A 22,795-nucleotide genomic window follows, 5' to 3' on the forward strand; every position below is an offset into this window, starting at 1 on the left:
TTGCCCTAAAGGTCGAGGCCGTTATGGATCGGTCCCCTTGGCAGCGCCGGGCGAGCTCTCTTTCGACAACTCTTCTCTTCGGCCACCCCCATGGCCAAAAGCCCCCCAGCAGGGCTTGGCCTCAATTTGCCCTTCTGATCGCCACAAAGAAAAGGGGAATTTGCCGCTTTCTTGCCTCATTTCGGGGGATTGCTTGAAAAACGAGCACCAATAATCCGAATCGCGAAGTGCCTGTTTTCAAACGACGTTTCTATTTTGCAAAAGATCGACCTATCTTTTTGTCGGAAAACTTGCCAAAGTTTTGCCACATTTAAACTAAGGGTTGTGTGGCGATTGTATGGCCTGCCTTAAAAGGCGAAAAACTGTCTTCAATTTAGCGACAATACCTTGATCGATTTGTTTCCCGGAGCGGCCTAAATCGCGACCATATTTCTGCCGCGAATATGTCCCAATTGTCCTCAACATCGCCGCAATCCGGCATCTGATGCCCGTTTGTTCTGAGAACGAAACGAGATTTCTCCGAATCATCTTTTGATAACCACGTTTCACGATGCCGGGTTCTGCCCCAATTTCGCCTGATTTGGACAAAGGGTCCCCGGACACGGAAAACACCCGCGCAGGACATGCGCAAAACGCGCCGGTCGGATCACGGTCGGCGCATGGAACTGTCATTTTCGGAAGGTCTGGTGCCCGAGGTCAGCAACAGCTTGGTGGACCAATTGGTGGACCAGAAGCCCAAAAGCTAAATTTTCTCAATGAAATCAAACTGAGATGGTGCCCGAGGTCGGATTCGAACCGACACGCATTGCTGCGGCGGATTTTGAATCCGCTGCGTCTACCATTCCGCCACTCGGGCCCAGTTCGAGTCCTCTAGCGCGCAGCCGCGCCCGAGGCAAGTACGCTTAGAGGTTACGCGTTGAAAACGTGTCGCATTGCTTGAGATCGCCGCTCTGATAGCCCCGCTCGAACCAGCGCTGCCGCTGGGCGGAACTGCCATGGGTGAAGCTGTCGGGCATCGGCACCCGGCCCGCCTCACGCTGCAGCGTATCGTCGCCGATTTGCGCGGCGGCGTTCATCGCCTCGGAGATGTCGCCGGGCTCGATCGCGCCGATCTGATCCTCGGCCCGGCGCGCCCAGATCCCCGAGAAGCAGTCGGCCTGCAACTCGATCCGAACCGAGAGCGCGTTGGACTGCGCCTCGGAGCTTTGCGCGCGCACTTCATTAACCTTACCGAGAATCCCCAGCTCGTCCTGCACGTGATGGGCCACCTCATGCGCGACAACATAAGCCGCCGCGAAATCGCCCCGCGCACCGAGCTGCTGGCTCAGCGTGTCGAAAAACGCAGTGTCGAGATAGACCTTCTGATCGCCCGGGCAGTAGAACGGCCCCGTCGCGCCGCTCGCATTGCCACAGGGCGATTGCGTGATGCCACTATAGAGGACCAGCACCGCCGGATCGTATTGCCGCCCCAGATCGGATTGGAACACGCCCTGCCAAACCTCCTCGGTATCGGCCAGCGTCACCGAGACGAAATCGCCCATCGCCTTCTCGCGATCGCTCAGCTCACCCGATTGCGTGACCACCTGCCCCGAGCCGCCCGACCCGCCGTCAAGCAGCGGCGTCAGATCGATCCCGAGGAAATAGGCCACGACGACGATCGCGACGACGCCCAGGCCACCGCCACCCAGACGGATCGCGCCGCCCCCTGCCCTGCGCTGGCCGCGCCGGTCTTCGATATTGCGGCTGCCGCGCCGTCCTCGCCATTGCATTCGCGAATGCCTCCCTCGCTTTTATGTGAAGTCTAGCGTGAGGCCGGGAAAAGCAAAGGTGCGACGCGCGTGACTTGACCTTGCGGCCCGCGCGGGAGATGAAGCGAACCGAGCAGCAAGGAAAAGGATGCCGCCATGATCCGCCGCATCTACGACTGGACGATGGCCCGCGCGAGCCACCCGCATGCGATGTGGTATCTCGCCGCTGTCGCCTTCATCGAAGCTTCGGTCTTTCCGATCCCGCCTGACGTGCTGATGATCCCGATGATCCTCGCGCGGCCTTGGGCGGCATGGCGCATCGCGCTGGTGGCGACGCTGTCGTCGGTCGCGGGTGGCTGTCTGGGCTATCTGATCGGCTATGGTTTCATGGATGCGATCGGCAAGCCGGTGCTGGATTTCTACGGCAAAGCCGACGACTTCAACTCGCTCGCCGCCCGGTTCAACGAGATGGGCGGATGGGCTGTGCTGATCGCGGGCGTCACGCCCTTCCCCTATAAGGTGATCACGATCTTCGCCGGCGCCACGAACCTGAGCCCGGTGCTCTTCCTCGGCGTCTCCTTTGTCGCCCGTGCGCTACGCTTCTTCGTGGTCGCGGGGCTCTTGTGGAAATTCGGCGAACCGATCAAAACCTTCATCGAGCGCTGGCTCGGCCCGCTCTTCACCATCTTCGTCATCCTGCTGATCGGCGGGTTCTATCTTCTGAAATATCTCTGAGGCCCCCGATGCAAGACCGCATGCAAACCCTGACCTCCTTCCGCAGCCTCGTTGGCTTCGCCGCCGCGGGCTCCGCCTTCGTGCTCGCCGGGGCCTTCGTCTTTCAGGCGTTCGGCTACGCGCCCTGCCATCTGTGCCTGCTGCAACGCTGGCCACATCTGGCCGCCGCGATCATCGGGATCGTGATCCTCACCTTCCGCCTGCCCGGCTGGACTGCCCTTCTGGGGATGTTGGCGGCGCTGACAACCTCGGTCATCGGCTTCTATCACTCGGGCGTCGAGCGGAAGATTTTCGAAGGGCCCACCGATTGCACCTCGAGCGCCGTCGACACGACCGTCTCCGCCGCCGATCTGCTCAAGCAAATCAACGACGCCCCGCTGGTGCGCTGCGACGAGATTCCGTGGGACATCTTCGGCATCACCATGGCGAACCTCAATGCGGTCGGCTCGCTCGTGCTGGCAGGCATCTGGCTCTGGGCTTTCCTGAAATCGCGCCGCGCCTGAGCGGGGGCAAAGCCCCTTGCTCCGCCCGGGAAACCGCGCCAAGAACCGCGCATGAGCGAATCCAGACCTGATATTCTGTGCATCGGTTCGGTCCTGTGGGACATCATCGGCCGCGCCTCGGTGCATATGCATGAAGGCTCCGACGTGCCGGGGCGGATCGAACGGCTGCCCGGTGGCGTTGCGATGAATATCGCGATGACGTTGCGCCGCTACGGGCTTAAGCCTGCGGTGCTGACCGCGCTGGGGCGCGACAGTCAGGGCAACGACCTGATCCAGTCCGCCGAAGTGCTGGGCGTCGATTGCAACTATCTGTATCGCTCCGACGATCTGCCGACCGACCGCTATATGGCGATCGAGGGCGCGAACGGGCTGATTGCGGCGATCGCGGATGCGCATTCGCTCGAGGCTGCGGGCGAGAAAATCCTCGCGCCGCTCGCGGATGGGCGGCTCGGCACGGAAAACGAGCCGTGGACCGGCGCCATCGCGCTCGACGGCAATCTCACCGAGGCGCTTCTGAGCCAGATCGCGCATTCGCCGCTTTTCGCCAAGGCCGATCTGCGCGTGGCCCCCGCCAGCCCCGGCAAGGCGGAACGGCTGACGCCGCTTCTGGCCCATCCGGCGGCGACGCTTTACGTCAATCTCGAAGAGGCGGGCATCCTGTGTCAGGGCAGTTTCGACAGCGCTGAACATGCAGCCGAGACCCTGCTGGAACGCGGAGCTCAACGCGTGCTGGTGACCGATGGCGGCAAGGCTGCCGCCGACGGCAGTGCGGCCGCAGGCAATGTCATCGCCTCGGCCCCGCCCCCCGTCCTCGTGACCCGCGTGACTGGCGCGGGCGATACTTTCATGGCCGCGCATCTCGTGGCCGAACAGCGCGGCGCGGACCGCATGGAGGCGCTCGAGAGCGCCCTGACCGCCGCCGCGCGCTATGTTTCCGGAGAACTCGCCACATGAGCGCCCCCCTCACCTTCGCCACCGAAGTCGCTGACGCGAAAGCCGAAAACCGTCCCATCGTCGCACTGGAATCGACGATCATCACGCACGGGATGCCCTATCCGCAGAACCTCGAGACCGCGCAGGCGGTCGAGGCCGAGATCCGCAAGGCGGGCGCAGTGCCGGCCACGATCGCGGTGATGGGCGGGAAGATCCATATCGGGCTCGAGCCCGAGGAGCTGGAGGCGCTCGCGCAGACCAAGGACGCGATGAAGGTCAGCCGGGCCGATCTGGCCGTCTGCCTTGCGAAGGGCGCGACGGGCGCCACGACGGTCGCGGCGACCATGATCTGCGCGCACCTCGCGGGCATCGACGTCTTCGCCACCGGCGGGATCGGCGGCGTGCATCGCGGCGCGGAAGACAGCTTCGACATCTCCGCCGACCTTCTGGAACTGGCGCAGACCCCGGTCAGCGTGGTCGCGGCGGGCGCCAAGGCAATCCTCGACCTCCCGAAGACGCTCGAAGTGCTGGAGACTCACGGCGTGCCGGTCATCGCCTTTGGGCAAGACGCCTTCCCCGCCTTCTGGTCGCGCAATTCCGGCCTGCCCGCGCCGCTGCGCGCAGACAGCGCAGCCGAGATCGCCAAGTCGCAGCTCGCACGCGCAGCCCTCGGCCTGCCGGGCGGCCAGCTGATCGCGAACCCGATCCCCGCAGAGGCCGAGATCGCCCGCGAGGAAATCGTTCCGGTCATCGAACAGGCGCTGCAAGAGGCCGAGGCGCAGGGCATCGCCGCCAAGGCGGTCACGCCCTTCCTGCTGTCGCGCATTTTCGAGCTGACCGAAGGCCGCTCGCTCGAGGCCAATATCGCCCTCGTTCTGAACAACGCCCGTCTGGCTGCCGCAATCGCGGGCGAAATCATCACAGCGCGGGCCGCCTGATACGCGGCCCATTGCCCATCGTGGCGGCGCTGCCTAGATAGCAGGCAACGCATCGCCACGAGAGGGCGCATCCAGATCATGACAAAAGACGACCCCCATCCGCGCCGCCGCTCGCGCTTTGCCGCGCTGCGTGCCTCCTTCTTCACCGGGTTGATCGTCGTCGCGCCGATCGGTCTGACGATATGGCTCATGTGGACGATGGCCGGCTGGGTCGATGGCTGGGTGCTGCCGCTTGTCCCGCCCGAACTGCGCCCCGAGCGCTATATCGGCATCAATGTGCGCGGGCTCGGCGTCATCATCTTCCTTGTCTTCACCGTGATCGTCGGCTGGCTCGCCAAGGGCTTCTTCGGGCGCACGATGCTGCGCTTCGGCGAGAGCATCGTCGACCGCCTGCCCTTCGTGCGCACGGTCTATAGCGGGCTCAAGCAGATCGCGGAAACGGTGCTCAGCCAGTCCGAAGGCAAGTTCGACCGCGCCTGCATGATCGAATATCCGCGCGAGGGGCTAAAAGCGGTCGCCTTCGTCTCCTCGACCGCGAAAGGCGAGATCGCGGCGAAGGCCGAAGACGACGACCCGCTGATCTCGGTCTTCCTGCCGACGACGCCGAACCCGACCTCGGGCTTCCTGCTGTTTGTCCCGCAATCGCAGGTGACCTATCTCGACATGTCGGTCGAGGATGCGGCGAAGCTGATCATCTCGGCGGGGCTCGTCTATCCGCAGCCGAAAGAGGCGAAGCCCGCGAAGAAAACCAAGGTGAAACTTCAGTCGAACAAGGCCTGAAGATCGGTCGACGCCTCCTTGCCGATCTTGTCGGCATGGGCGTCGAGCCAACGATCCGCCGCCGCCCGGCCCGCCAGTTTCAGCTTCGCGAGCATCCCCCATTCGGGCAGGATCTTCGACTTTGCGCTCAGCTCGCCCATGACGTCGTCATCGGCGATCATATGGATCAGCACATCCTTCATCGCCCCTTCGGGGAGCCGGTCCTCCCGGATCAGCCGATGTACGAAATTGATCGCTCGCAATTCGCGCAACAGCGAGGAGTTGAAGCTGATCTCGTTGACCCGCTCGTCGATCTGCGCGGGCGTTTTCGGGATCTCGTCGCGCCAGAGCGGGTTGATCGAAATCACCACCACGTCGCGCGGATAGGCCGGTTCGAACAGCGGGAAAAGCGGCGGATTGCCGGTATAGCCGCCATCCCAATAGGCCTCGGTGCGGCCGGTTTTCGGGTCCTCGATCTCGACCGCCTGAAAAATCTCCGGCAGACAGGCGGAGGCGAGGATCGCATCCGCCGTAATCTCTTCACCGGTGAAGACGCGGATTTTTCCGGTCCGCACATTTGTGGCCGAGACGTGCAGCCGCGGCCCCTCTTCGGCGCAGACATCGCGATAGTGAAACCGCTCCACCACCGAGGCCAGCGGATTCACGTAGAACGGCCCCGCATCATAGGGCGAGAAGACCCGCGACATGCCGTCGATGAAAGCCGCGGGCGTGAAGGCGTCGAACCAGCGCGTCAACGCCTCGGTGCCGGGCAATTGCGCGGGCATCAGCCGCTCGAGCCGCAGATCGACGCTTTCGGCGACCTGGCTCCAAAGCTCATCCAGAGACGCGCGTGCGCCCTGACGACCGGCACGGGCATAGCCTGCCTTGAACGCAGCTCCGTTCAGTGCCCCGGCCGAGGTGCCCGAGATCGCCGCGTAGTCCAGCCAGTCTTCATCCAGAAAACGGTCGAGAACGCCCCAGGTGAACGCGCCATGCGCGCCCCCACCTTGCAACGCGAGGTTAATGCTCTTGCGGTTCATCGGCTCGGCCCTTTCGCTGCCTGCCTCCCTGCCGCAGAGTTATGCTGCATCGCAGCAAAAGCAAGTCCCCTCGCCGAGCGGCGCCCTTAGCCTAGCAGATCGTGGCACAATTCGAGCGCGGAAATCAGCGCATCGGCCTCTTCACGGGTGTTGTACATCCCGAAAGACGCGCGCGCCGTCGCCGTGACCCCAAGCCATTCCATCAGCGGACCGGTGCAATGCTGCCCCGCGCGCACCGCCACGCCCCGCTTGTCGAGGATGGTCGAGATGTCATGCGGATGGGCCGGACCATTCAGCGTGAGCGAGAAGATCGCGCCCTTATCCGCCGCGGTGCCCTGCTGGTTGAGCCAGTTCAGCCCGTTCAGTTTCTCGGTGGTGTAGTCGCGCAGGTCGCGCTCGTGCTCGGCGATGTTCTCCATCCCGATTCCCATCAGGTAATCGAGCGCGACCCCCATGCCGATCTGCTGTACGATGCCGGGCGTGCCCGCCTCGAACTTCATCGGCGGCGTGTTGTAGATCACCGTATTGCGGGTGACGGTGTCGATCATATCGCCACCGCCGAGGAAGGGACGCATCTCGAGCATCCGATCGCGACGGATGAAGAGTGCCCCGGAACCACTTGGTCCGTATAGCTTATGTCCAGTGATGACGTAGAAATCGCAGCCCAGATCGTCGACATCGACGGGGCCATGCACCGCCGCCTGCGAGCCATCCACCAGCGTCGCGATTCCACGAGTCCGTGCAGCCTGTGCGATCGGTTTCACATCGACCCGGGTGCCCAGCACGTTCGACATATGGGTGATCGCGATCAGCTTGGTGCGCGGCGTGATCGCCTCCAGCACCTTCTCGGGCGGCAGCGAACCGTCCGCCTCGGGCTCCACCCAGACCAGCTTCACGCCCTGCCGCTCGCGCAGGAAATGCCACGGCACGATATTGGCGTGGTGCTCCATCACCGACAGGATGATCTCGTCGCCCGGCTCGAGGTTCGGCGCGCCCCAGGCGTAGCTCACGAGGTTGATCCCCTCGGTCGAGCCGGTGGTGAACACGATCTGCTCTTCATCGGCGACATGCAGGAAGCGCGCCACGATCCCGCGCACGCTCTCGTATTTCTCGGTCGCGATATTGGAAAGCGTATGCAACCCGCGATGCACGTTGGAATAGTCGTGCTCATACATCCGGGTCATCGCGTCGATCACGACGCGCGGCTTTTGCGCCGAGGCCCCGTTATCGAGGTAAACCAATGGCTTGCCGTTCACTTCTCGAGTCAGGATCGGGAAATCCGCGCGGATTTTTTCGATATCATACATGGAGCACCTCAGAGTGACGCGGGGTCTGCGGGCATTTGCACGAGGCCGGTCGACACCAGCACGATCCCCGCGATCATCGCCGAGCCCAGAAAGGTCAGGATAACCCCGAAGCCGGTCGCCACGGGGTTTTCGAACCCGTGCAGAACCATAGTGAACTGCACCAGCAAGTAGAACATCAGCGCCACCAGCAGCACCGACATCAGCGTGGCCGAGATCGGGAAGAAGACCATCAGCACGACCTGGATCATCTGACCGATCATCAGAACGAATTCGATCCAGGTCAGAAGTAGCAGCGCATCCGGGAATTTCCCATGCCCGCCAAAGCGTTGGCCGACGAAAGACATGGCGAAAGCGCCATAGACCAGAAGCGCGCCCTGCAGCCCCACAACGGTAAGCGGCGGCGTCACCGTGCCGATATCGACCTTGGTGATGAAGCTGAACACCAGCTGCGCGAGCGTGCCGAGGATCGCGGTCATCACGACCACCAGAACCATCGCCATGAACCGCGCATTGGCGTTCAGATTCAGCCCGATCAAATCGCGCGCAACCGACTTCGGATCGGTGAAGCTACGGATAAGCCATTCTTTAAGATCGGGCTGCATCAGTTTGTTTTTCCTTCGAATTCTACCACGCGCAACGCTGCGCCCCATAGCAGGACGAAGGCTACGGTCACAAGCGCGGAAACGAGCGAAAGTTCCGCGCCGCGCCCGATGAACCCCGCCACGAGCCCTTGCAGCAGCATCAGCGGCGAGACCGCCAGAAGCGACCAGAACAGCGCGACGCGCGCACCATACCAGCTTCCCTGCCCGCCGAGGAGCCTCAGCACAAGGTGGCTCAGTGCCGCAATCGCGTAGAAGACGGGCACGGTCGCGAGCAGCGCCAGCACCGTGCCCATCATCAGCCCGACCATCGGCTGGTCGGGCATCTCATGGGCAATCCGCGACAGCCGGGGCCACTGCGCGATGAAGATCACGGTCAGCGCCGCAAGCAGGAAGACCAGCGCGCGCGGCTCGGAGGCCGGGCGCGCGAGATGCTCGCGCATCACCACGCGCGGACGCCGATAGCTGCGCCGGATATCGTCTGTCGCGGACATCGCAGCGCCTCAGCCGCGATGGCGTGCAAGCCACCCTTCCAACCGGGTCAGGATCGCATCGCGGAACCGCTCTTCCTCAATCTCTTCAATGGCATCGGCCACGAAGCTCAGAACCAGAAGCGCGGTGGCTTCCTCTTCCGGCACGCCGCGCGAACGCAGGTAGAAAAGCGCGGTCTCGTCGATCGCGCCGGTGGTCGAGCCGTGCGAACACTGCACGTCATCGGCGTAGATCTCTAGCTCCGGCTTGGCGAGGAACTGGCTGTTCTCGTCGAGCAGCAGCGACTGGCTGATCTGGTAGCCATCGGTCTTCTGCGCGCCCGGCTTCACGAGGATTTTGCCCTGAAAGATGCCCTCGGCGCCGTTCTTCAGCACTTTCTTGAAGACCTGACGGCTCTCGCCGCGCTCGGCCCCGTGGGTGATGAAGACGGTGTCGTCGTGGTGGAACTTGCCGGTTTTGCCATCGCCAAGAGCCGCGCCCGCAACGTGTGCGTTCGCGTCGTCGCCCACGATGTCGATCACGCATTCATTGCGCGTCAGCACCCCGTTCGAGGTCAGCGTGAAGCTCTTGAACAGACCTTCTTCCGCGACGCGGGTGAAGATCGAGGTGATCGCCCGACGCTCATGGTCGCGGCCCTGTACGCGGATGTGGTGGAATTTCGCGCCTTTGGCGACGTCCACTTCCATCAGCTTGTTGAAGCGCGCACCTGCCGGGCCGTTCTCCAAAACCGTGATCTCCGCGCCCTCTTCCAGCTTCACGAGGTGATGCAGGATCGGGTCGGAAGTCTCTGATTCATGGGTGTAAATCAGGCTCACGGGTTTCTCGGCGGCACCGGTCACGCGGATCAGCACACCATCGGTGGCGGACGCCGTGTTGAGCGCCGCGAAGGGACGTTTCACCGGGTCCTGACCGTTGGCTTCCAGCGTGCCATAAAGGCTGCTGGCCCAGCTCACGTCGGGCGCATCGGCCAGACGCAGGATCTCGACGCCGGACATCGACAGATCGTCGGAGGCCTCAGGATCGAACACGCCATCGCGGAAAACGATCTTCAGACGATCGATCTCGCCGAAGATCTCCGGCTCGTCATCGCTGAACGGCGCCGCGGGCACCGGATCGGGCGCGATGAAATCGGTCGGGTTGGTCCAGCGCCAGTATTCGTCGCGACGGCCCGGCAGGCCCATCGCGTTCAGACGGTCCAGCGCGGCGCGGCGTTGCGGCCCGAACCCGTCGGGCAGAGAAACGCGCGCCAGCCGCGTCTCAGCGGGGGTCATTTTCTCGACTGCCGACATTACGCCATCACCTCCGAGATCCCGTGTTTCGCGAGCAGGTCGGCATAGCCGTTCTTCTCGACTTCGAGGGCCAGTTCCGGCCCGCCGGTCTCGATGATGCGGCCATCCGCCATGATGTGGACGACATCGGGTTTGATGTGGTCGAGCAGGCGCTGGTAGTGGGTGATCACGAGGAAGGACCGGCCTTCGTCACGCAGCGCGTTCACGCCTTCGGCGACCAGACGCATCGCGTCGACATCGAGGCCGGAGTCGGTCTCGTCGAGGATGCACATCTTCGGCTCGAGGATTGCCATCTGCAGGATTTCGTTACGCTTTTTCTCACCGCCCGAGAAGCCAACATTGACCGGACGCTTCAGCATATCCGCGTCGATCTTGAGCGATTTCGCCTTGCCGCGCACCAGTTTCAGGAAGTCGCCAGCCGAGATTTCCTCCTCGCCGCGCGCCTTGCGCTGAGCGTTGAGCGCGGTGCGCAGGAAGGTCATGTTGCCAACGCCGGGGATTTCCACCGGGTATTGGAACGCGAGGAACAGGCCTGCGGCCGCGCGCTCTTCGGGCTCGGAATCCAGCAGGTCGGTGTCGTTGAGATGCGCCTCGCCTTCGGTGACCTCGTAGCCATCGCGGCCCGAGAGCACATAGGACAACGTCGACTTGCCCGAGCCGTTCGGCCCCATGATCGCATGGACCTTCCCGGACTCGACGCTCAGGTTGACGCCCTTGAGGATCTGCTTGTCCTCTTCTTCCAGTTTGACGTGCAGGTTCTTGATATCAAGCATGGTTCTTCCTCAAGATACGGTTACAGCGGTGCCGGAGGCCGACACCATAAGCATGGATTGGCCGACGACCTCGTAGTCGAGATCTACGCCGACAACGGCATTCGCGCCCAGCTCGCGGGCGCGGTCTTCAAGCTCGCCGAGCGCCGTGGCGCGCGCGTCTTGCAATTTGGATTCGTACGCGCCGGAGCGGCCGCCGATAATATCGGTGACCTGCGCGAAGATATCGCGGACGACATTGGCGCCCATGATGGCTTCGCCCACGACGATGCCATGATAGGTCGCGATCGGGCGACCCTCGATGGTGGGGGTGGTGGTGACGATCATGCGCGCCCTCCCGTTTGGCGACCCATGCGGGCCGCGGCGGGCGCGCGAAGGGTCAGAAGCGGATGGTGGTCTCGGCGTAGCGCAGGGTGCGCGGCTCGAATTGCGCGGTCTGCTGCTCCACCCAGTCGGGCGTGAAGGCGAGCGCCGCCATGTCCGGTTGCCAGAAGGCGATATTGTGCAGCCCCACGAAGGCCAGCGCGACGCCCAGCAGCTGCACCGCCATCAGTTTCACCGAGGCGAGCCGCAGCATCATACCCAGCCCGAAGGCGGTCAGCACTGCCGCAACCACGAGGACCAGATCCGGATTGGAGCCGACTTTCTCGGCCAGTTCCGGTGTCAGAAAGCGCATCTTGAGCGCGGTGACGACCATCATTCCGATCGCGCCGACCATCAGCGCGGGCAGGACCTTGAACACGGCCAGCCGCGAGTGACGCGGCTTGGCGATGACCTGACGCAGCATCGCTGAATCGTTGGCCACCCAGGCTTCCTGATCCCCGATATGCAGCTGAATCCGGCCCTTCGCCGATTTCCGCGTTTTCTCGATCCGCGCGAGGCGATCGTTGAAGCTGGCGCTCGATACCGTCATGGCCCTCACCTATCCATTTGGACAGGTTAAGACATGCATAAGAATTATGCCCGAAATGCGGCAGATCCTCGGCAATTTCGATATTTGCGCGCGTGAAGATCACCCGACGCTCCCCTCCAGCGAGATCGCCACAAGGCTTTGAGCTTCCATCGCGAATTCCATCGGCAGCGCCTGAAGGACTTCGCGGCAGAACCCGTTGACGACAAGCGCCACGGCCTCTTCCTCGTCCATCCCGCGGGCGCGGCAGTAGAACAGCTGATCGTCATCCACCTTCGAGGTGGTGGCCTCGTGCTCGACCCGGCTCGAGTTGTTCTTCACCTCGATATAGGGAACCGTGTGCGCGCCGCATTTGTCGCCGATCAGCAGCGAGTCACATTGCGTGTAGTTGCGCGAGTCGGTCGCTTTCGGGTGCATCGAGACGAGACCGCGATAGGTGTTCTGCGCCTGACCGGCCGAAATGCCCTTGGACACGATCCGCGAACGGGTGTCTTTGCCGAGGTGGATCATCTTGGTGCCGGTATCGGCCTGCTGCCAGTTATTCGCGATGGCGATCGAGTAGAACTCGCCCTGGCTCTCGTTGCCGCGCAGGATGCAGGACGGGTATTTCCACGTGATCGCGGAGCCGGTCTCGACCTGCGTCCACATCACCTTGGCGCGGTCGCCGCGGCAATCGGCACGTTTGGTGACGAAGTTGTAGATACCGCCCTTGCCGTCTTCATCGCCCGGGAACCAGTTCTGCACCGTGGAATATTTCACCTCGGCATCTTCCTCGACGATGATCTCGACCACGGCCGCGTGCAGCTGCGCAGTGTCGCGCTTGGGCGCGGTGCAGCCTTCGAGATAGGACACATACGAGCCCTTGTCGGCGATGATCAGGGTGCGCTCGAACTGCCCCGTGTTTTCCGCGTTGATGCGGAAATAGGTCGACAGTTCCATCGGGCAGCGCACGCCCGGCGGGACGTAGACGAAGGAGCCGTCCGAAAACACGGCCGAGTTCAGCGCGGCGTAGAAGTTATCCGCCTGCGGCACGACCGAGCCGAGATATTTCTTCACCAGCTCCGGGTGTTCCTGGATCGCTTCCGAGATCGAGCAGAAGATCACGCCCGCCTCGGCCAGCTTGTCCTTGAAGGTGGTCCCGACGGAGACGGAGTCGAACACCGCGTCGACCGCGATCTGGCGATCGTCGAGGTTGATGTCTTCCGCGCCTTCGACGCCCGCGAGGATCATCTGTTCCTTCAGCGGAATGCCGAGCTTCTCATAGGTCGCGAGCAGCTTGGGATCGACCTCGTCGAGCGACTTGGGCTTCTCGACCATGCTTTTCGGGCGCGCGTAGTAATACTGGTCCTGAAAATCGATTTCCGGAACCTTCAGCAGCGCCCAGTTCGGCTTGGGCATATCTTCCCAGCGCGAGAACGCCTGCAGACGCCATTCGGTCATCCACTCGGGCTCTTTGTTCTTGTCCGAGATGAGGCGGACGATATCCGTGTTCACGCCTTTGGGCGCGTATTCCATCTCGATATCGGTGTTCCAGCCGTATTTGTAGGTGCCCATATTCTGGACGGTCTCGACCGTCTCGCGATCGACGCCTTCACGTACTTCCACCTGATCAACGCCCGCCATATCCGGCTCTCCCATCTCTTACCCGCGCCGTGCGCGGTGTTTCGCTTCGCATTTCAGCCAGTGTTCGGCGAAACGCATGACATCTTCTTCGCGGCTCTGCGGCCCCAGCGAGACCCGCAAGGCCGATCCCGCCTCGGTTTCCGAAAAGCCCATTGCGACCAGCGCAGCAGAGCTTTTGACCTTCCCGCTCGAACAGGCGGAGCCTGCGGAAACCGCGAACCCGCCCAGGTCCATCTGCATCACCTGCGTCTCGCCCTTCCAGCCGGGCGTGATGAAGCAGGAGGTGTTCGGAAGCCTGTGCGATTCATTCCCGACAAAAATAGTCTCGCTTGCCCGATCCGCAATGGCGTTTTCTAGAATGTTTCTAAGTTTTTCGATCTCGCGCCAGATTCCGCCCTCAAGATCGCGCGAGGCTGCTTCGGCTGCCGCACCGAATCCCGCGATGCCGATCAGGTTCTCCGTGCCGGCCCGCCGACCCATCTCCTGACCACCGCCTTTGAGCTGCGCGGCGATATCAGTGCCGCGCTTCACGATCAGCGCGCCCACGCCCTTCGGCCCGCCCAGCTTATGCGCCGAGACGATGCCGCAGGTGGTGCCGAGCCAGTTGAACGCAAACGGGATCTTGCCGAAGCCTTGGGTGAGATCGCTCAGATACAGCCCCTCGGGCAGTTCCTGCACCACGCCGGTCTCGGAATTGGCCAGCTGCAGGGCCGAATTCGCCGGATCGGTGACGGTGATCCGCCCTGCCCGATCGACGGGAAGATCCTCGACGCACCAGCTGCGGATCGCATCATGCTCGACGCCCGCGCAATGCACCTCGCGCCCGCCAAGCGCCAGCGCCGCGGCCTCGGTCGCGCCGGAGGTGAAGATCACATCCTGCCCCTCGGCCCCCAAGGCTGCCGCGACCTGAGAGCGCGCGCGCTCCATCAGCGCTTTCGCCGCGCGGCCCTCGGAATGCACCGATGACGGGTTGCCCACCACATCCATCGCTTCGATCATCGCCTGACGGGCCTCTGCCCTCAGCGGCGTTGTCGCGTTCCAATCGAGATAGCTGCGCGCCATGATACGCTCCGCTTAGTTGGGTGTCGGATAGCTGCGGCGGGGATAGGGCAGCCGCGCCCCAGAAGAAAGGGCGTGCCTTCGGCTTGGCAAAAATATCCCCCGCGGAGCGTCCGCGAGAAGCCATCACGCCCCGGCGGTCGGAGTTACTCGTCGACGACCGAAAACAGGCTCGGCACGGCCGGACAGGGTTTCATGCGGTTCTTCACCACATCATCCAGCGTCGTCTGGTGCAGGAAGACGAAGACCTGTGCCGACAGGCTCTCCCACAAACGGTTCGCCATCGACTGCGCCCGCGAGCCCGAAATCGCCCCCGAGGCGCCGGCGCCGACATGCATCGCCGAGACGGTCTCGTCCACGGCCTCGAAAATCTCCGAGATGCGGATCTCCGACGGGCAACGCGCCAGCCGGTAGCCGCCGCCCGGACCGCGCACCGAATTCACCAGCCCCGCCCGGCGCAGCCGTACAAAGAGCTGCTCCAGATAGGGCAGCGAGATATCCTGACGCTCGGACAGCGCCGCCAGAGAGGTCCGGCTGCCTTCGCCCGCCAGCGCCAGATCGACCAGCGCGACCATCGCGTAACGGCCTTTCGTCGACAGTTTCATGCACCCTCCTCGGCCCGAGACCCATCCGAACCCGTATTTAGCCGAAAATCGGCTCGAAAACACCGCCCGCGCAGGAGTGAATCATTGCTAAAGCATTGACGCAAGCGCGAGGGCCGATTACCTCCACCAATGCCCGATCTCCCGGCATGGCGCCGGGGGAGGCTTTCTCCTAGGCCAGCCGCGCCGACCCGTCAAGAAAGGCAGGAGCGCAGGCGCCCAAGGAACCCAGAGCTGGCGCAATAAAAACGAGAGACGATGCCCGAAGTCATTTTTCCCGGTCCCGAAGGTCGCCTCGAGGGGCGCTACCACCCGCAGCCCGCACCCGACGCGCCGATCGCGATCATTCTGCACCCCGACCCGCAATTCGGCGGCACGATGAACAACCGCGTCGTCTACAACCTGCATTACGCCTTCTTCAAAATGGGCTTCACCGTTCTGCGCTTCAACTTCCGGGGCGTGGGCCGCAGCCAAGGCGAATACGATCAGGGCGTGGGCGAATTGTCCGATGCCGCCTCGGCGCTGGACTACCTGCAGACGATGAACCCCAACTCGAAGCATTGCTGGGTCGCGGGCCATTCCTTCGGCGCGTGGATCGGCATGCAGCTTCTGATGCGCCGTCCCGAGATCACCGGCTTCATCTCCGTTGCCCCGCCCGGCCCCTCGTCGCCCGGCCCCGGCAATTACGACTATTCCTTCCTCGCGCCCTGCCCGTCCTCGGGTCTGATCATCAACGGCACGAACGACCGGATTGCGCAGCCCAAGGAGACCGAGCAACTGGTCTCCAAGCTGCAGGAGCAGAAGGGCATCACGATCACCCATGAGGTCATCGAAGGCGCGGATCACTTCTTCAAGAACGAAGAAGCCCATATGCAGCCGATGATCGACACGGTTCAAACCTATGTCCGCCGCCGCCTGACGGAGGGCACGCGCTAATGGCGCTGATCGACGAACTCGCCGAAAAGCTCGCCACCGACACGATGGAGGCGATGCGCAAATACGACGACGAACGCCTCTTCATGGAGGTGAGCAACTATATCGGCACGTCGTCGCCCTCGCTGCAGGAGGCCTATATCACGGCCTGTCGCCTGCATATGGCCGAGCAACGTGGCCGCGAATTCTTCGAGCGCAAGCTGGTGGAACTGGAAAAGCGGGCGCAGGCAGCGGCGAAGACACCGGATTCCGGGACCGGATCATGAGCCCGGGGGCCGCGCGCGTCGTTTTCGCGGCAGCCCTCTCCCTCGCCCTGTCGCTGATCATCGCGACAGCCTTTCATGCAAGCCACATGATTTGCGACGGAGAGTGGAGCGGCGCGTCGTCGCGCGGCGCGGCGCTGGTCATGGGCCTCGGCGAACTCCTCGCAAACCCGATGCATCTGATCCTCGTTGTGGCCCCGCTCTGGCTGGGCTGGACCGGGTTGCTGCTCGCGGCCGCAAACCGCGCGATCCCGCCGGTTCTGGGGATGGGCATCGTCGTCTTTTCGATCCTCGCCACGGTCCTGTTCTACGCCTTCGCGGCGCCGAACCTCGACTGTTCCGGCTACACCGACCGCGCGATGAGCTGGCGCGCCGGCGGTCTCTTCGCCTTCGTGGCGCTGCTTCTGCTTCTGCCCCGGCTCTGGAGACGTACATGACCCGGCTCGATCAGCAATTCACCTTCCTCGCCGAGGCCGAGAAACTGAAATCGGTGACCCGTGCGACGCCGATCCACGACGCCTCGCGCCCCGAAAACTCGGGCGAGCATAGCTGGTCGCTCGCGCTCTATGCGCTGACGCTGGCCGAACAGGCACCCGAAGGCGTCTCGATCGACCGGGTGATCCGCATGCTCCTGCTGCACGATCTGGTCGAGATCGACGTGGGCGATGTGCCGATCCATTCCAAGGGCGGCACGGCGCATGGCGCGGAAGACATCCTGAAAGCAGAAGCCGCCGCCGCCGAACGTATCTTCGGGTTGTTGCCCGGGGATCAGGGAGCGCAGATGCTGGCGCTCTGGCAGGAATTCGAGGCCAACGAGACCCCCGACGCGATCTTCGCGAAATCGCTCGACCGGGTGCAGCCTGTGCTGCTCAACCACCAGTCGGGCGGTGGCTCGTGGATCGATTACGATGTCAGCTTCACCCAACTCGAAGAGCGCATCGGCACCAAGATCGCCCGCGGCGCGCCTGCGGTGTGGGACTGGGTACGGGATCGGGTCGAAGGCTGGTTCGCCGCACGCAGCTAAGCCACACTCGGCCCTTGCCCCCTATTCCGAGGCGTTCCTCCGGGATTTCGCGGAACCTCCGTATACAATCGCATACCGTCTAGCCAAGCGCATCTGAATCGGGTAAGAGGCAGCAAACCGAGGCTTCAACCGAAGAGGGCTGTGCCATGAGCGACAAGAACACTCCTGACATCATTTACACCAAGGTCGACGAGGCCCCGGAACTGGCGAGCGCATCGCTGCTGCCGATCGTGCGCAAATTCGCGCAAGCGGCCGGGATTTCGGTCGGCACCAAGGATATCTCGCTCGCGGGCCGTATCCTCGCCACCTTCCCCGAAGCGCTTACCGAAGAGCAGCGCCAGTCGGACGATCTGGCATGGCTCGGCGATTACGTAAAGACGCCGCAGGCCAACGTCATCAAGCTGCCGAACATCTCGGCCTCGGTGCCGCAGCTCGTCGCCGCCGTGCGCGAACTGCAGGGTCAGGGCTACGCCCTGCCCGACTACCCGGAAGAGCCGAAGACGGATGAGGAAAAAGCCGTCCGCGCGAAATACGACTCGATCAAGGGCTCGGCCGTGAACCCGGTGCTGCGCGAGGGTAACTCGGACCGCCGCGCCGCCGCTGCCGTGAAGAAATTCGCGCAGAACAACCCGCACCGCATGGGCGAGTGGACCGCCGACAGCAAGACCCGCGTGGCGACCATGTCGGAGGGCGATTTCTTCTCGAACGAACTCTCGGCCACCCTGCCGAAAGCGTCCACCGCGAAGATCGTTCTGGAAGGCGCAGATGGCGAGACCGTTCTGAAGGACGGCGTGAGCTATCCCGAAGGCACCGTGGTCGATGCGACCTACATGTCCGCTGACAAGCTCGACGCGTTCCTCGCCGAGGAAATCAAGAAGACCAAGGACGAAGGCGTCCTGTTCTCGCTGCATATGAAAGCGACGATGATGAAGGTCTCCGACCCGATCATCTTCGGTCATGCGGTGAAGGAATGGCTCAAGCCGGTCTTCGAGAAATACGGCGACAAGATGAAGTCGCTCGGCGTCGATCCGGCTTCGGGCATGGGCGACCTGCTGGAGCGCGTCAAAGGCGAGCCGGAAATCCTCGCCGCGATCGAAGAGGTCCGGGACCAGCGCCCGCCGATGTATATGGTGAACTCGGACAAGGGCATCACCAACCTGCACGTGCCCTCCGACGTCATCATCGACGCCTCGATGCCCGCGCTGATCCGCGCCGGCGGCAAAGGCTGGGGCCCGGACAACAAGGAGCACGACTGCGTCTGCGTGATCCCCGACAGCTCCTACGCCCCGGTCTACGATGCGACGATCGAGTATTTCAAAGCCAACGGCAAACTGAACCCCGCCACCGCGGGCACCGTTCAGAACATCGGCCTGATGGCCCAGAAAGCCGAGGAATACGGCTCGCACCCGACCACCTTCGAGATCCCGACCGACGGCACCGTGAAGATGGTGCTCGACGACGGCACGGTGCTGCATTCGCATGACGTGAAGAAGGGCGATATCTGGCGTTCGGCTTCGGCCCGCAAGGCGCCGATCGAAGACTGGGTGAACCTCGCGATCGATCGTCAGAAGGCGACCGGCTACCGCGCGATCTTCTGGCTCGACGAGACCCGCGCCCACGATGCGGAGCTGATCTCCTTCGTGAAGCCGATCCTCGAAGCCAAAGGCGTCGCCGACAAGTTCGAGATCATGGCCCCGCGTGAAGCTACCATCGCCTCGCTCGAGACCATCACCAAGGGCGAGAACACGATCGCGATCACCGGCAACGTGCTGCGCGACTACCTGACCGACCTGTTCCCGATCCTGGAGCTCGCCACCTCGGCCAAGATGCTCTCGATCGTGAAGCTGATGCAGGGCGGCGGTCTGTTCGAGACTGGCGCGGGCGGCTCGGCACCCAAGCACGTCCAGCAGCTGGTGGAGGAAAACCACCTGCGTTGGGACAGCCTCGGCGAATTCTGCGCCTTGGGCGAGAGCTTCAAGTTCTTCGCCGACCAGACCGACAACGCCAAAGCGCGCGTGCTGGGTGAAACTGTCGAGACCGCGACGCAGGGCATTCTCGACAATGACCGCTCGCCCTCGCGCAAGGTCGGCGAGCCCGACAACCGCGCCAGCCACTACTGGTTCGCCCGCTACTGGGCCGACGCGCTGGCGGCACAATCGAGCGACGCCGAGCTGGCCGCCGAATTCGCCCCGATCGCCAAGGCGCTGGCCGATGGCGAAGCGAAGATCGTGGCCGAACTGGCAGAGGTTCAGGGCAAGCCCGCCGATATCGGCGGCTACTACCACGCCGATCCGAAAAAGCTCGCAGCGGTGATGCGCCCGAGCGAAACGCTCAACGCCATCATCGGCTGAGAGCACTGAGACAGAAGGGGCGGCGCGGGCCGCCCCTTTCGATTCCCGGCCTCCCCGGAACACAAACCCGTGAATTTTGGAAGGAACGCGCATGACCAAGATCAAGGTAGACAACCCCGTCGTCGAACTCGACGGCGACGAGATGACCCGCATCATCTGGGACTTCATCAAGCAGAAGCTGATCCTGCCCTATCTCGATATCGACCTGAAATATTACGACCTCGGCATCGAGAGCCGCGACGCGACCGACGACCAGATCACCGTCGACGCGGCCGAGGCGATCAAGCAATACGGCGTCGGCGTCAAATGCGCGACGATCACCCCCGACGAGGCGCGCATGGAGGAATTCAACCTCAAGCGCATGTATCGTTCGCCCAACGGCACGATCCGCAACATCCTCGGCGGCGTCATCTTCCGCGAGCCGATCATCTGCAAGAACGTCCCGCGCCTCGTTCCGGGCTGGACCAAGCCGATCGTTGTGGGCCGTCACGCCTATGGCGACCAGTACAAGGCCACCGATTTCCGTTTCCCCGGCAAGGGCACGATCACGCTGAAATTCGTGGGCGACGACGGTGAGGTGATCGAGAAGGAAGTGTTCAAGGCCCCCGACGCAGGCGTCGTGATGGGCATGTACAACCTCGACAAGTCGATCATCGACTTCGCGCGGGCCTCGCTGAACTACGGCCTGCTGAAGGGCTGGCCGGTGTATCTCTCGACCAAGAACACGATCCTCAAAGCCTATGACGGGCGCTTCAAGGATCTGTTCCAGCAGGTCTTCGAGGAAGAATTCGCCGAGAAGTTCAAGGAAGCGGGCATCTGGTACGAGCACCGCCTGATCGACGACATGGTGGCCTCCTCGCTGAAATGGTCGGGCGGCTATGTCTGGGCCTGCAAGAACTACGACGGCGACGTGCAGTCGGATACGGTCGCGCAGGGCTTTGGCTCGCTGGGCCTGATGACCTCGATCCTGATGACGCCCGATGGCAAGACGGTGGAAGCCGAGGCCGCCCACGGCACGGTCACGCGTCACTACCGCCAGCACCAGCAGGGCAAAGAGACCTCGACGAACTCCATCGCCTCGATCTTCGCCTGGACCGGTGGCCTGAAGCACCGCGCCAAGCTCGATGGTAACGCGCAGCTCCAGACCTTTGCGGAAACGCTCGAGAAGGTCTGCGTGCAGGCGGTCGAAGACGGTCACATGACCAAGGACCTCGCGCTGCTCGTCGGCCCTGATCAGAAATGGCTGACCACGATGGGCTTCCTCGAGAAGATCGACGAATACCTGAACAAGTCGCTGTCGCTGTAAAGCGCGCGAAACGGGTTGAGGAAGGCGGGGTTATCCCCGCCTTTTTCATTTAGCGAGGCGGTTGGCTCCTGACTGGCACGGGGCGACCAGCCCCGGGCCGCGCCCGACCTCCCCCCGGGAGGGCGCATTGGCGGTGTCTCCGCAAACACGCACGTCATTCGGGCTTGTACGATAAAAAGACAAACCACAAAAAAGGAACAGCGCCCACCCGAGGTCGGGCGCGTCCCTCAATCCTTAGTCGGGCCGGGCGCATCACACGCCCGGCCCTTTCGCTTACCGCATCATGCTCCACGGCTCTGGCGGAGGCTCGGCGGGCCCGAGCCCGATATCTCTGCGCAAGTGGTCGCTGAGTTGCTCCGCATCGAGCGGGCGCGGTTTGCCGCCACGCGCGATCAGCGCAAACAGCGCCGCACGGAGAACTTTGCCTGCGCCGAACTTGGCGATGGCGGCTTCGATGGTGAATGCGTCGCTCGGACGCTCGAGAGTCTGGATCATGTCATGTCCCGGCGCGGGACCATCCCCGCAACCGGCCTTTCGTCTACTGATGTGAAAGAAGACCCGACGGGGACCGCGAGAGCGCGGCCAGGATGCGTCACGACAGGATCGGGACGCGGAAATCGGGTCAGTTTGCGGGAGTGGAGCCTAGGCTCCGGGGCGTATCGGGAGGGTCAGTCCTGGCGTCGTGCGACGCGAGTGGTGCCCGAAAAACCGATACGGGTTTCGCACTGCGATGCGAGGGCTTGGCGATATGACATCATGGCGGCCCTCCTCTTGTCTTGGGCATTGCGAATGGCGCCAATTGGCCCGATCCAGAAAGCGGCGGCAACTCACGCGACTGTGATCCGCAGGTATTGGAGCACCTCTGTTGCCGATGCGCCTCAGTTCTTGCGCTTGGCGTTGCCGCGTGGCATCTGAGCGCCATGAGCGAGACCCGTATCCAAGACCCGCACCGCCACACCCTGCCCGAGGACACCCAAGGGCTTCTCACCGGCACCTTGCTGGTGGCGCTGTCGGTGTCGCTGCTGCATGGCGCGGGGCTGTTCACCGGTCAGATCGCAGGCCTGTCGCTGGTGCTGTCTTACGTCACCGGCTGGAGCTTCGGCGCGATCTTCTTCACGCTCAACCTGCCCTTCTACTGGCTGGCTTTCCGCCGGATGGGCGCGCGGTTCACGGTGAAGACGGTGCTCTCGGTTGCGCTCCTGTCCGGATTTACCGAAGTTTTTCCGCATCTTCTGAGCTTCGCCATCCTCCACCCCGGCGCGGCCGCCGTGCTGGCAGGCGTGACCGCAGGCGCGGGCCTTCTGGCCCTGTTCCGCCACGGTGCGAGCCTTGGCGGCGTGGGGATCGTGGCGCTTTATCTGCAGGACAAGACCGGCTTCAAGGCGGGCCGCACGCAGATCCTGTTCGATTGCGGCGTGTTCCTCTTCGCGCTCTTCGTGCTGCCGCTCGACAAGGTGCTGTGGTCGCTGCTGGGCGCGATGGTTCTCAACGTCATCATCCTGATCAATCACCGCCGCGATCGCTATATCGCCACCTGATCCGGGCGTGATCTGCGGGCAACGGGTCCGCGCACCCTGCTCCGACCCTTTCGCGCGATGCAAAGCCGACCTG

Annotated in this window: 25 protein-coding genes and 1 tRNA gene; 12 read left to right on the top strand and 14 right to left on the bottom strand. The window is 63.3% G+C overall.

Features of this window, described 5'->3' with window-relative positions; all coding sequences use genetic code 11:
* Nucleotides 1–772: 772 nt before the first annotated feature.
* Nucleotides 773–856, bottom strand: a tRNA-Leu gene (locus tag ACZ7GB_RS12800).
* A gap of 46 nt (nucleotides 857–902) precedes the next feature.
* Nucleotides 903–1,769 (bottom strand): KPN_02809 family neutral zinc metallopeptidase, encoded by an 867-nt coding sequence (gene ypfJ, locus ACZ7GB_RS12805; protein WP_472158976.1) that lies wholly within the window; start codon nucleotides 1,767–1,769, stop codon nucleotides 903–905.
* A 135-nt stretch (nucleotides 1,770–1,904) separates the two neighbouring features.
* Between ypfJ and ACZ7GB_RS12810 the strand changes: the two genes are divergently transcribed.
* From ACZ7GB_RS12810 to ACZ7GB_RS12830, 5 genes are all read left to right on the top strand, one after another.
* Entirely contained in the window at nucleotides 1,905–2,483 is a 579-nt protein-coding gene (locus ACZ7GB_RS12810) for a YqaA family protein (RefSeq protein WP_078520707.1), read from the top strand.
* Between the two features lie 8 nt (nucleotides 2,484–2,491).
* On the top strand, nucleotides 2,492–2,986 hold the full coding sequence (locus ACZ7GB_RS12815) for a disulfide bond formation protein B (protein WP_246831908.1): 495 nt from the start codon (nucleotides 2,492–2,494) through the stop codon (nucleotides 2,984–2,986).
* Between the two features lie 51 nt (nucleotides 2,987–3,037).
* Nucleotides 3,038–3,940, top strand: coding sequence for a PfkB family carbohydrate kinase (locus tag ACZ7GB_RS12820; RefSeq protein ID WP_078520708.1), 903 nt, complete (start codon nucleotides 3,038–3,040; stop codon nucleotides 3,938–3,940).
* Nucleotides 3,937–4,857 carry a pseudouridine-5'-phosphate glycosidase gene (locus tag ACZ7GB_RS12825; RefSeq protein ID WP_472158978.1) on the top strand — a complete coding sequence of 307 codons (921 nt, stop codon included), beginning with the start codon at nucleotides 3,937–3,939 and terminating at the stop codon, nucleotides 4,855–4,857. The genes ACZ7GB_RS12820 and ACZ7GB_RS12825 overlap by 4 nt, the downstream gene beginning before the upstream one ends.
* A gap of 78 nt (nucleotides 4,858–4,935) precedes the next feature.
* Nucleotides 4,936–5,637 (top strand): DUF502 domain-containing protein, encoded by a 702-nt coding sequence (locus ACZ7GB_RS12830; RefSeq protein WP_078540889.1) that lies wholly within the window; start codon nucleotides 4,936–4,938, stop codon nucleotides 5,635–5,637.
* On the opposite strand, the gene ACZ7GB_RS12835 is transcribed toward ACZ7GB_RS12830, so the two are convergent.
* The 11 genes from ACZ7GB_RS12835 to iscR all read right to left on the bottom strand — a co-directional run bounded on the left by ACZ7GB_RS12835 (nucleotide 5,619) and on the right by iscR (nucleotide 15,310).
* Complete coding sequence (locus tag ACZ7GB_RS12835) at nucleotides 5,619–6,656, bottom strand: patatin-like phospholipase family protein (protein ID WP_472158979.1); 1,038 nt, start codon at nucleotides 6,654–6,656, stop codon at nucleotides 5,619–5,621. The two genes, ACZ7GB_RS12830 and ACZ7GB_RS12835, sit on opposite strands and share 19 nt — an antisense overlap.
* A gap of 86 nt (nucleotides 6,657–6,742) precedes the next feature.
* The gene (locus ACZ7GB_RS12840; protein WP_078601388.1) at nucleotides 6,743–7,963 is read right to left on the bottom strand and encodes a cysteine desulfurase; all 1,221 of its coding nucleotides are present in this window, start codon (nucleotides 7,961–7,963) and stop codon (nucleotides 6,743–6,745) included.
* 8 nt (nucleotides 7,964–7,971) lie between these two features.
* Entirely contained in the window at nucleotides 7,972–8,565 is a 594-nt protein-coding gene (locus ACZ7GB_RS12845) for a YIP1 family protein (protein ID WP_158522163.1), read from the bottom strand.
* Nucleotides 8,565–9,056 (bottom strand): Yip1 family protein, encoded by a 492-nt coding sequence (locus ACZ7GB_RS12850; protein ID WP_078520714.1) that lies wholly within the window; start codon nucleotides 9,054–9,056, stop codon nucleotides 8,565–8,567. The genes ACZ7GB_RS12845 and ACZ7GB_RS12850 overlap by 1 nt, the downstream gene beginning before the upstream one ends.
* A gap of 9 nt (nucleotides 9,057–9,065) precedes the next feature.
* The gene (sufD, locus tag ACZ7GB_RS12855; protein WP_472158980.1) at nucleotides 9,066–10,343 is read right to left on the bottom strand and encodes a Fe-S cluster assembly protein SufD; all 1,278 of its coding nucleotides are present in this window, start codon (nucleotides 10,341–10,343) and stop codon (nucleotides 9,066–9,068) included.
* Nucleotides 10,343–11,116, bottom strand: coding sequence for a Fe-S cluster assembly ATPase SufC (gene sufC, locus ACZ7GB_RS12860; RefSeq protein ID WP_075774850.1), 774 nt, complete (start codon nucleotides 11,114–11,116; stop codon nucleotides 10,343–10,345). The genes sufD and sufC overlap by 1 nt, the downstream gene beginning before the upstream one ends.
* Nucleotides 11,117–11,125: 9 nt before the next feature.
* Entirely contained in the window at nucleotides 11,126–11,440 is a 315-nt protein-coding gene (locus tag ACZ7GB_RS12865) for a heavy metal-binding domain-containing protein (protein WP_075774851.1), read from the bottom strand.
* 52 nt (nucleotides 11,441–11,492) lie between these two features.
* Entirely contained in the window at nucleotides 11,493–12,026 is a 534-nt protein-coding gene (locus tag ACZ7GB_RS12870; protein ID WP_078540878.1) for a hypothetical protein, read from the bottom strand.
* Between the two features lie 99 nt (nucleotides 12,027–12,125).
* Nucleotides 12,126–13,646 (bottom strand): Fe-S cluster assembly protein SufB, encoded by a 1,521-nt coding sequence (gene sufB / locus ACZ7GB_RS12875; protein ID WP_078520718.1) that lies wholly within the window; start codon nucleotides 13,644–13,646, stop codon nucleotides 12,126–12,128.
* A gap of 18 nt (nucleotides 13,647–13,664) precedes the next feature.
* Nucleotides 13,665–14,708: a cysteine desulfurase family protein gene (locus tag ACZ7GB_RS12880; protein WP_078550301.1), complete on the bottom strand. Its 1,044-nt coding sequence runs from the start codon at nucleotides 14,706–14,708 to the stop codon at nucleotides 13,665–13,667.
* A 143-nt stretch (nucleotides 14,709–14,851) separates the two neighbouring features.
* Nucleotides 14,852–15,310 carry a Fe-S cluster assembly transcriptional regulator IscR gene (gene iscR / locus ACZ7GB_RS12885; protein ID WP_078520720.1) on the bottom strand — a complete coding sequence of 153 codons (459 nt, stop codon included), beginning with the start codon at nucleotides 15,308–15,310 and terminating at the stop codon, nucleotides 14,852–14,854.
* Between the two features lie 255 nt (nucleotides 15,311–15,565).
* Here iscR and ACZ7GB_RS12890 point away from each other — a divergent pair, with 255 nt between their 5' ends.
* The 6 genes from ACZ7GB_RS12890 to ACZ7GB_RS12915 all read left to right on the top strand — a co-directional run bounded on the left by ACZ7GB_RS12890 (nucleotide 15,566) and on the right by ACZ7GB_RS12915 (nucleotide 21,184).
* Nucleotides 15,566–16,243 carry an alpha/beta hydrolase gene (locus ACZ7GB_RS12890; protein WP_078540872.1) on the top strand — a complete coding sequence of 226 codons (678 nt, stop codon included), beginning with the start codon at nucleotides 15,566–15,568 and terminating at the stop codon, nucleotides 16,241–16,243.
* Nucleotides 16,243–16,506, top strand: a complete 264-nt coding sequence (locus ACZ7GB_RS12895; protein WP_198453180.1) for a hypothetical protein — start codon at nucleotides 16,243–16,245, stop codon at nucleotides 16,504–16,506. Before ACZ7GB_RS12890 ends, ACZ7GB_RS12895 begins: the two co-directional genes overlap by 1 nt.
* Nucleotides 16,503–16,940, top strand: a complete 438-nt coding sequence (locus ACZ7GB_RS12900; protein ID WP_078571051.1) for a hypothetical protein — start codon at nucleotides 16,503–16,505, stop codon at nucleotides 16,938–16,940. The genes ACZ7GB_RS12895 and ACZ7GB_RS12900 overlap by 4 nt, the downstream gene beginning before the upstream one ends.
* Nucleotides 16,937–17,527: an HD domain-containing protein gene (locus ACZ7GB_RS12905; protein ID WP_078550295.1), complete on the top strand. Its 591-nt coding sequence runs from the start codon at nucleotides 16,937–16,939 to the stop codon at nucleotides 17,525–17,527. Before ACZ7GB_RS12900 ends, ACZ7GB_RS12905 begins: the two co-directional genes overlap by 4 nt.
* Nucleotides 17,528–17,673: 146 nt before the next feature.
* Nucleotides 17,674–19,878, top strand: coding sequence for an NADP-dependent isocitrate dehydrogenase (locus tag ACZ7GB_RS12910; RefSeq protein WP_472158981.1), 2,205 nt, complete (start codon nucleotides 17,674–17,676; stop codon nucleotides 19,876–19,878).
* A gap of 91 nt (nucleotides 19,879–19,969) precedes the next feature.
* Entirely contained in the window at nucleotides 19,970–21,184 is a 1,215-nt protein-coding gene (locus tag ACZ7GB_RS12915; protein WP_274963411.1) for an NADP-dependent isocitrate dehydrogenase, read from the top strand.
* A 273-nt stretch (nucleotides 21,185–21,457) separates the two neighbouring features.
* Here the strand turns inward: ACZ7GB_RS12915 and ACZ7GB_RS12920 are convergent, their stop codons facing one another.
* Entirely contained in the window at nucleotides 21,458–21,679 is a 222-nt protein-coding gene (locus tag ACZ7GB_RS12920; protein WP_078550289.1) for a hypothetical protein, read from the bottom strand.
* A gap of 425 nt (nucleotides 21,680–22,104) precedes the next feature.
* Here ACZ7GB_RS12920 and ACZ7GB_RS12925 point away from each other — a divergent pair, with 425 nt between their 5' ends.
* Nucleotides 22,105–22,722 (top strand): YitT family protein, encoded by a 618-nt coding sequence (locus ACZ7GB_RS12925; RefSeq protein ID WP_083076936.1) that lies wholly within the window; start codon nucleotides 22,105–22,107, stop codon nucleotides 22,720–22,722.
* Nucleotides 22,723–22,795 lie beyond the last annotated feature (73 nt).

The sequence above is a fragment of the Thioclava sp. PTB-PU3-1 genome (genome assembly GCF_055666785.1).

Coding starts and splice junctions, on each gene's coding strand:
- ACZ7GB_RS12810 (WP_078520707.1), top strand. CDS start 1,905: ATGATCCGCCGCATCTACGACTGGACGATGGCCCGCGCGAGCCACCCG.
- ACZ7GB_RS12830 (WP_078540889.1), top strand. CDS start 4,936: ATGACAAAAGACGACCCCCATCCGCGCCGCCGCTCGCGCTTTGCCGCG.
- ACZ7GB_RS12905 (WP_078550295.1), top strand. CDS start 16,937: ATGACCCGGCTCGATCAGCAATTCACCTTCCTCGCCGAGGCCGAGAAA.
- sufB (WP_078520718.1), bottom strand. CDS start 13,646: ATGGCGGGCGTTGATCAGGTGGAAGTACGTGAAGGCGTCGATCGCGAG.
- ACZ7GB_RS12915 (WP_274963411.1), top strand. CDS start 19,970: ATGACCAAGATCAAGGTAGACAACCCCGTCGTCGAACTCGACGGCGAC.
- ACZ7GB_RS12825 (WP_472158978.1), top strand. CDS start 3,937: ATGAGCGCCCCCCTCACCTTCGCCACCGAAGTCGCTGACGCGAAAGCC.
- ypfJ (WP_472158976.1), bottom strand. CDS start 1,769: ATGCAATGGCGAGGACGGCGCGGCAGCCGCAATATCGAAGACCGGCGC.
- ACZ7GB_RS12890 (WP_078540872.1), top strand. CDS start 15,566: ATGCCCGAAGTCATTTTTCCCGGTCCCGAAGGTCGCCTCGAGGGGCGC.
- ACZ7GB_RS12835 (WP_472158979.1), bottom strand. CDS start 6,656: ATGAACCGCAAGAGCATTAACCTCGCGTTGCAAGGTGGGGGCGCGCAT.
- ACZ7GB_RS12925 (WP_083076936.1), top strand. CDS start 22,105: ATGAGCGAGACCCGTATCCAAGACCCGCACCGCCACACCCTGCCCGAG.
- ACZ7GB_RS12910 (WP_472158981.1), top strand. CDS start 17,674: ATGAGCGACAAGAACACTCCTGACATCATTTACACCAAGGTCGACGAG.
- sufC (WP_075774850.1), bottom strand. CDS start 11,116: ATGCTTGATATCAAGAACCTGCACGTCAAACTGGAAGAAGAGGACAAG.
- ACZ7GB_RS12865 (WP_075774851.1), bottom strand. CDS start 11,440: ATGATCGTCACCACCACCCCCACCATCGAGGGTCGCCCGATCGCGACC.
- sufD (WP_472158980.1), bottom strand. CDS start 10,343: ATGTCGGCAGTCGAGAAAATGACCCCCGCTGAGACGCGGCTGGCGCGC.
- iscR (WP_078520720.1), bottom strand. CDS start 15,310: ATGAAACTGTCGACGAAAGGCCGTTACGCGATGGTCGCGCTGGTCGAT.
- ACZ7GB_RS12845 (WP_158522163.1), bottom strand. CDS start 8,565: ATGCAGCCCGATCTTAAAGAATGGCTTATCCGTAGCTTCACCGATCCG.
- ACZ7GB_RS12870 (WP_078540878.1), bottom strand. CDS start 12,026: ATGACGGTATCGAGCGCCAGCTTCAACGATCGCCTCGCGCGGATCGAG.
- ACZ7GB_RS12920 (WP_078550289.1), bottom strand. CDS start 21,679: ATGATCCAGACTCTCGAGCGTCCGAGCGACGCATTCACCATCGAAGCC.
- ACZ7GB_RS12840 (WP_078601388.1), bottom strand. CDS start 7,963: ATGTATGATATCGAAAAAATCCGCGCGGATTTCCCGATCCTGACTCGA.
- ACZ7GB_RS12820 (WP_078520708.1), top strand. CDS start 3,038: ATGAGCGAATCCAGACCTGATATTCTGTGCATCGGTTCGGTCCTGTGG.
- ACZ7GB_RS12880 (WP_078550301.1), bottom strand. CDS start 14,708: ATGGCGCGCAGCTATCTCGATTGGAACGCGACAACGCCGCTGAGGGCA.
- ACZ7GB_RS12895 (WP_198453180.1), top strand. CDS start 16,243: ATGGCGCTGATCGACGAACTCGCCGAAAAGCTCGCCACCGACACGATG.
- ACZ7GB_RS12850 (WP_078520714.1), bottom strand. CDS start 9,056: ATGTCCGCGACAGACGATATCCGGCGCAGCTATCGGCGTCCGCGCGTG.
- ACZ7GB_RS12815 (WP_246831908.1), top strand. CDS start 2,492: ATGCAAGACCGCATGCAAACCCTGACCTCCTTCCGCAGCCTCGTTGGC.
- ACZ7GB_RS12900 (WP_078571051.1), top strand. CDS start 16,503: ATGAGCCCGGGGGCCGCGCGCGTCGTTTTCGCGGCAGCCCTCTCCCTC.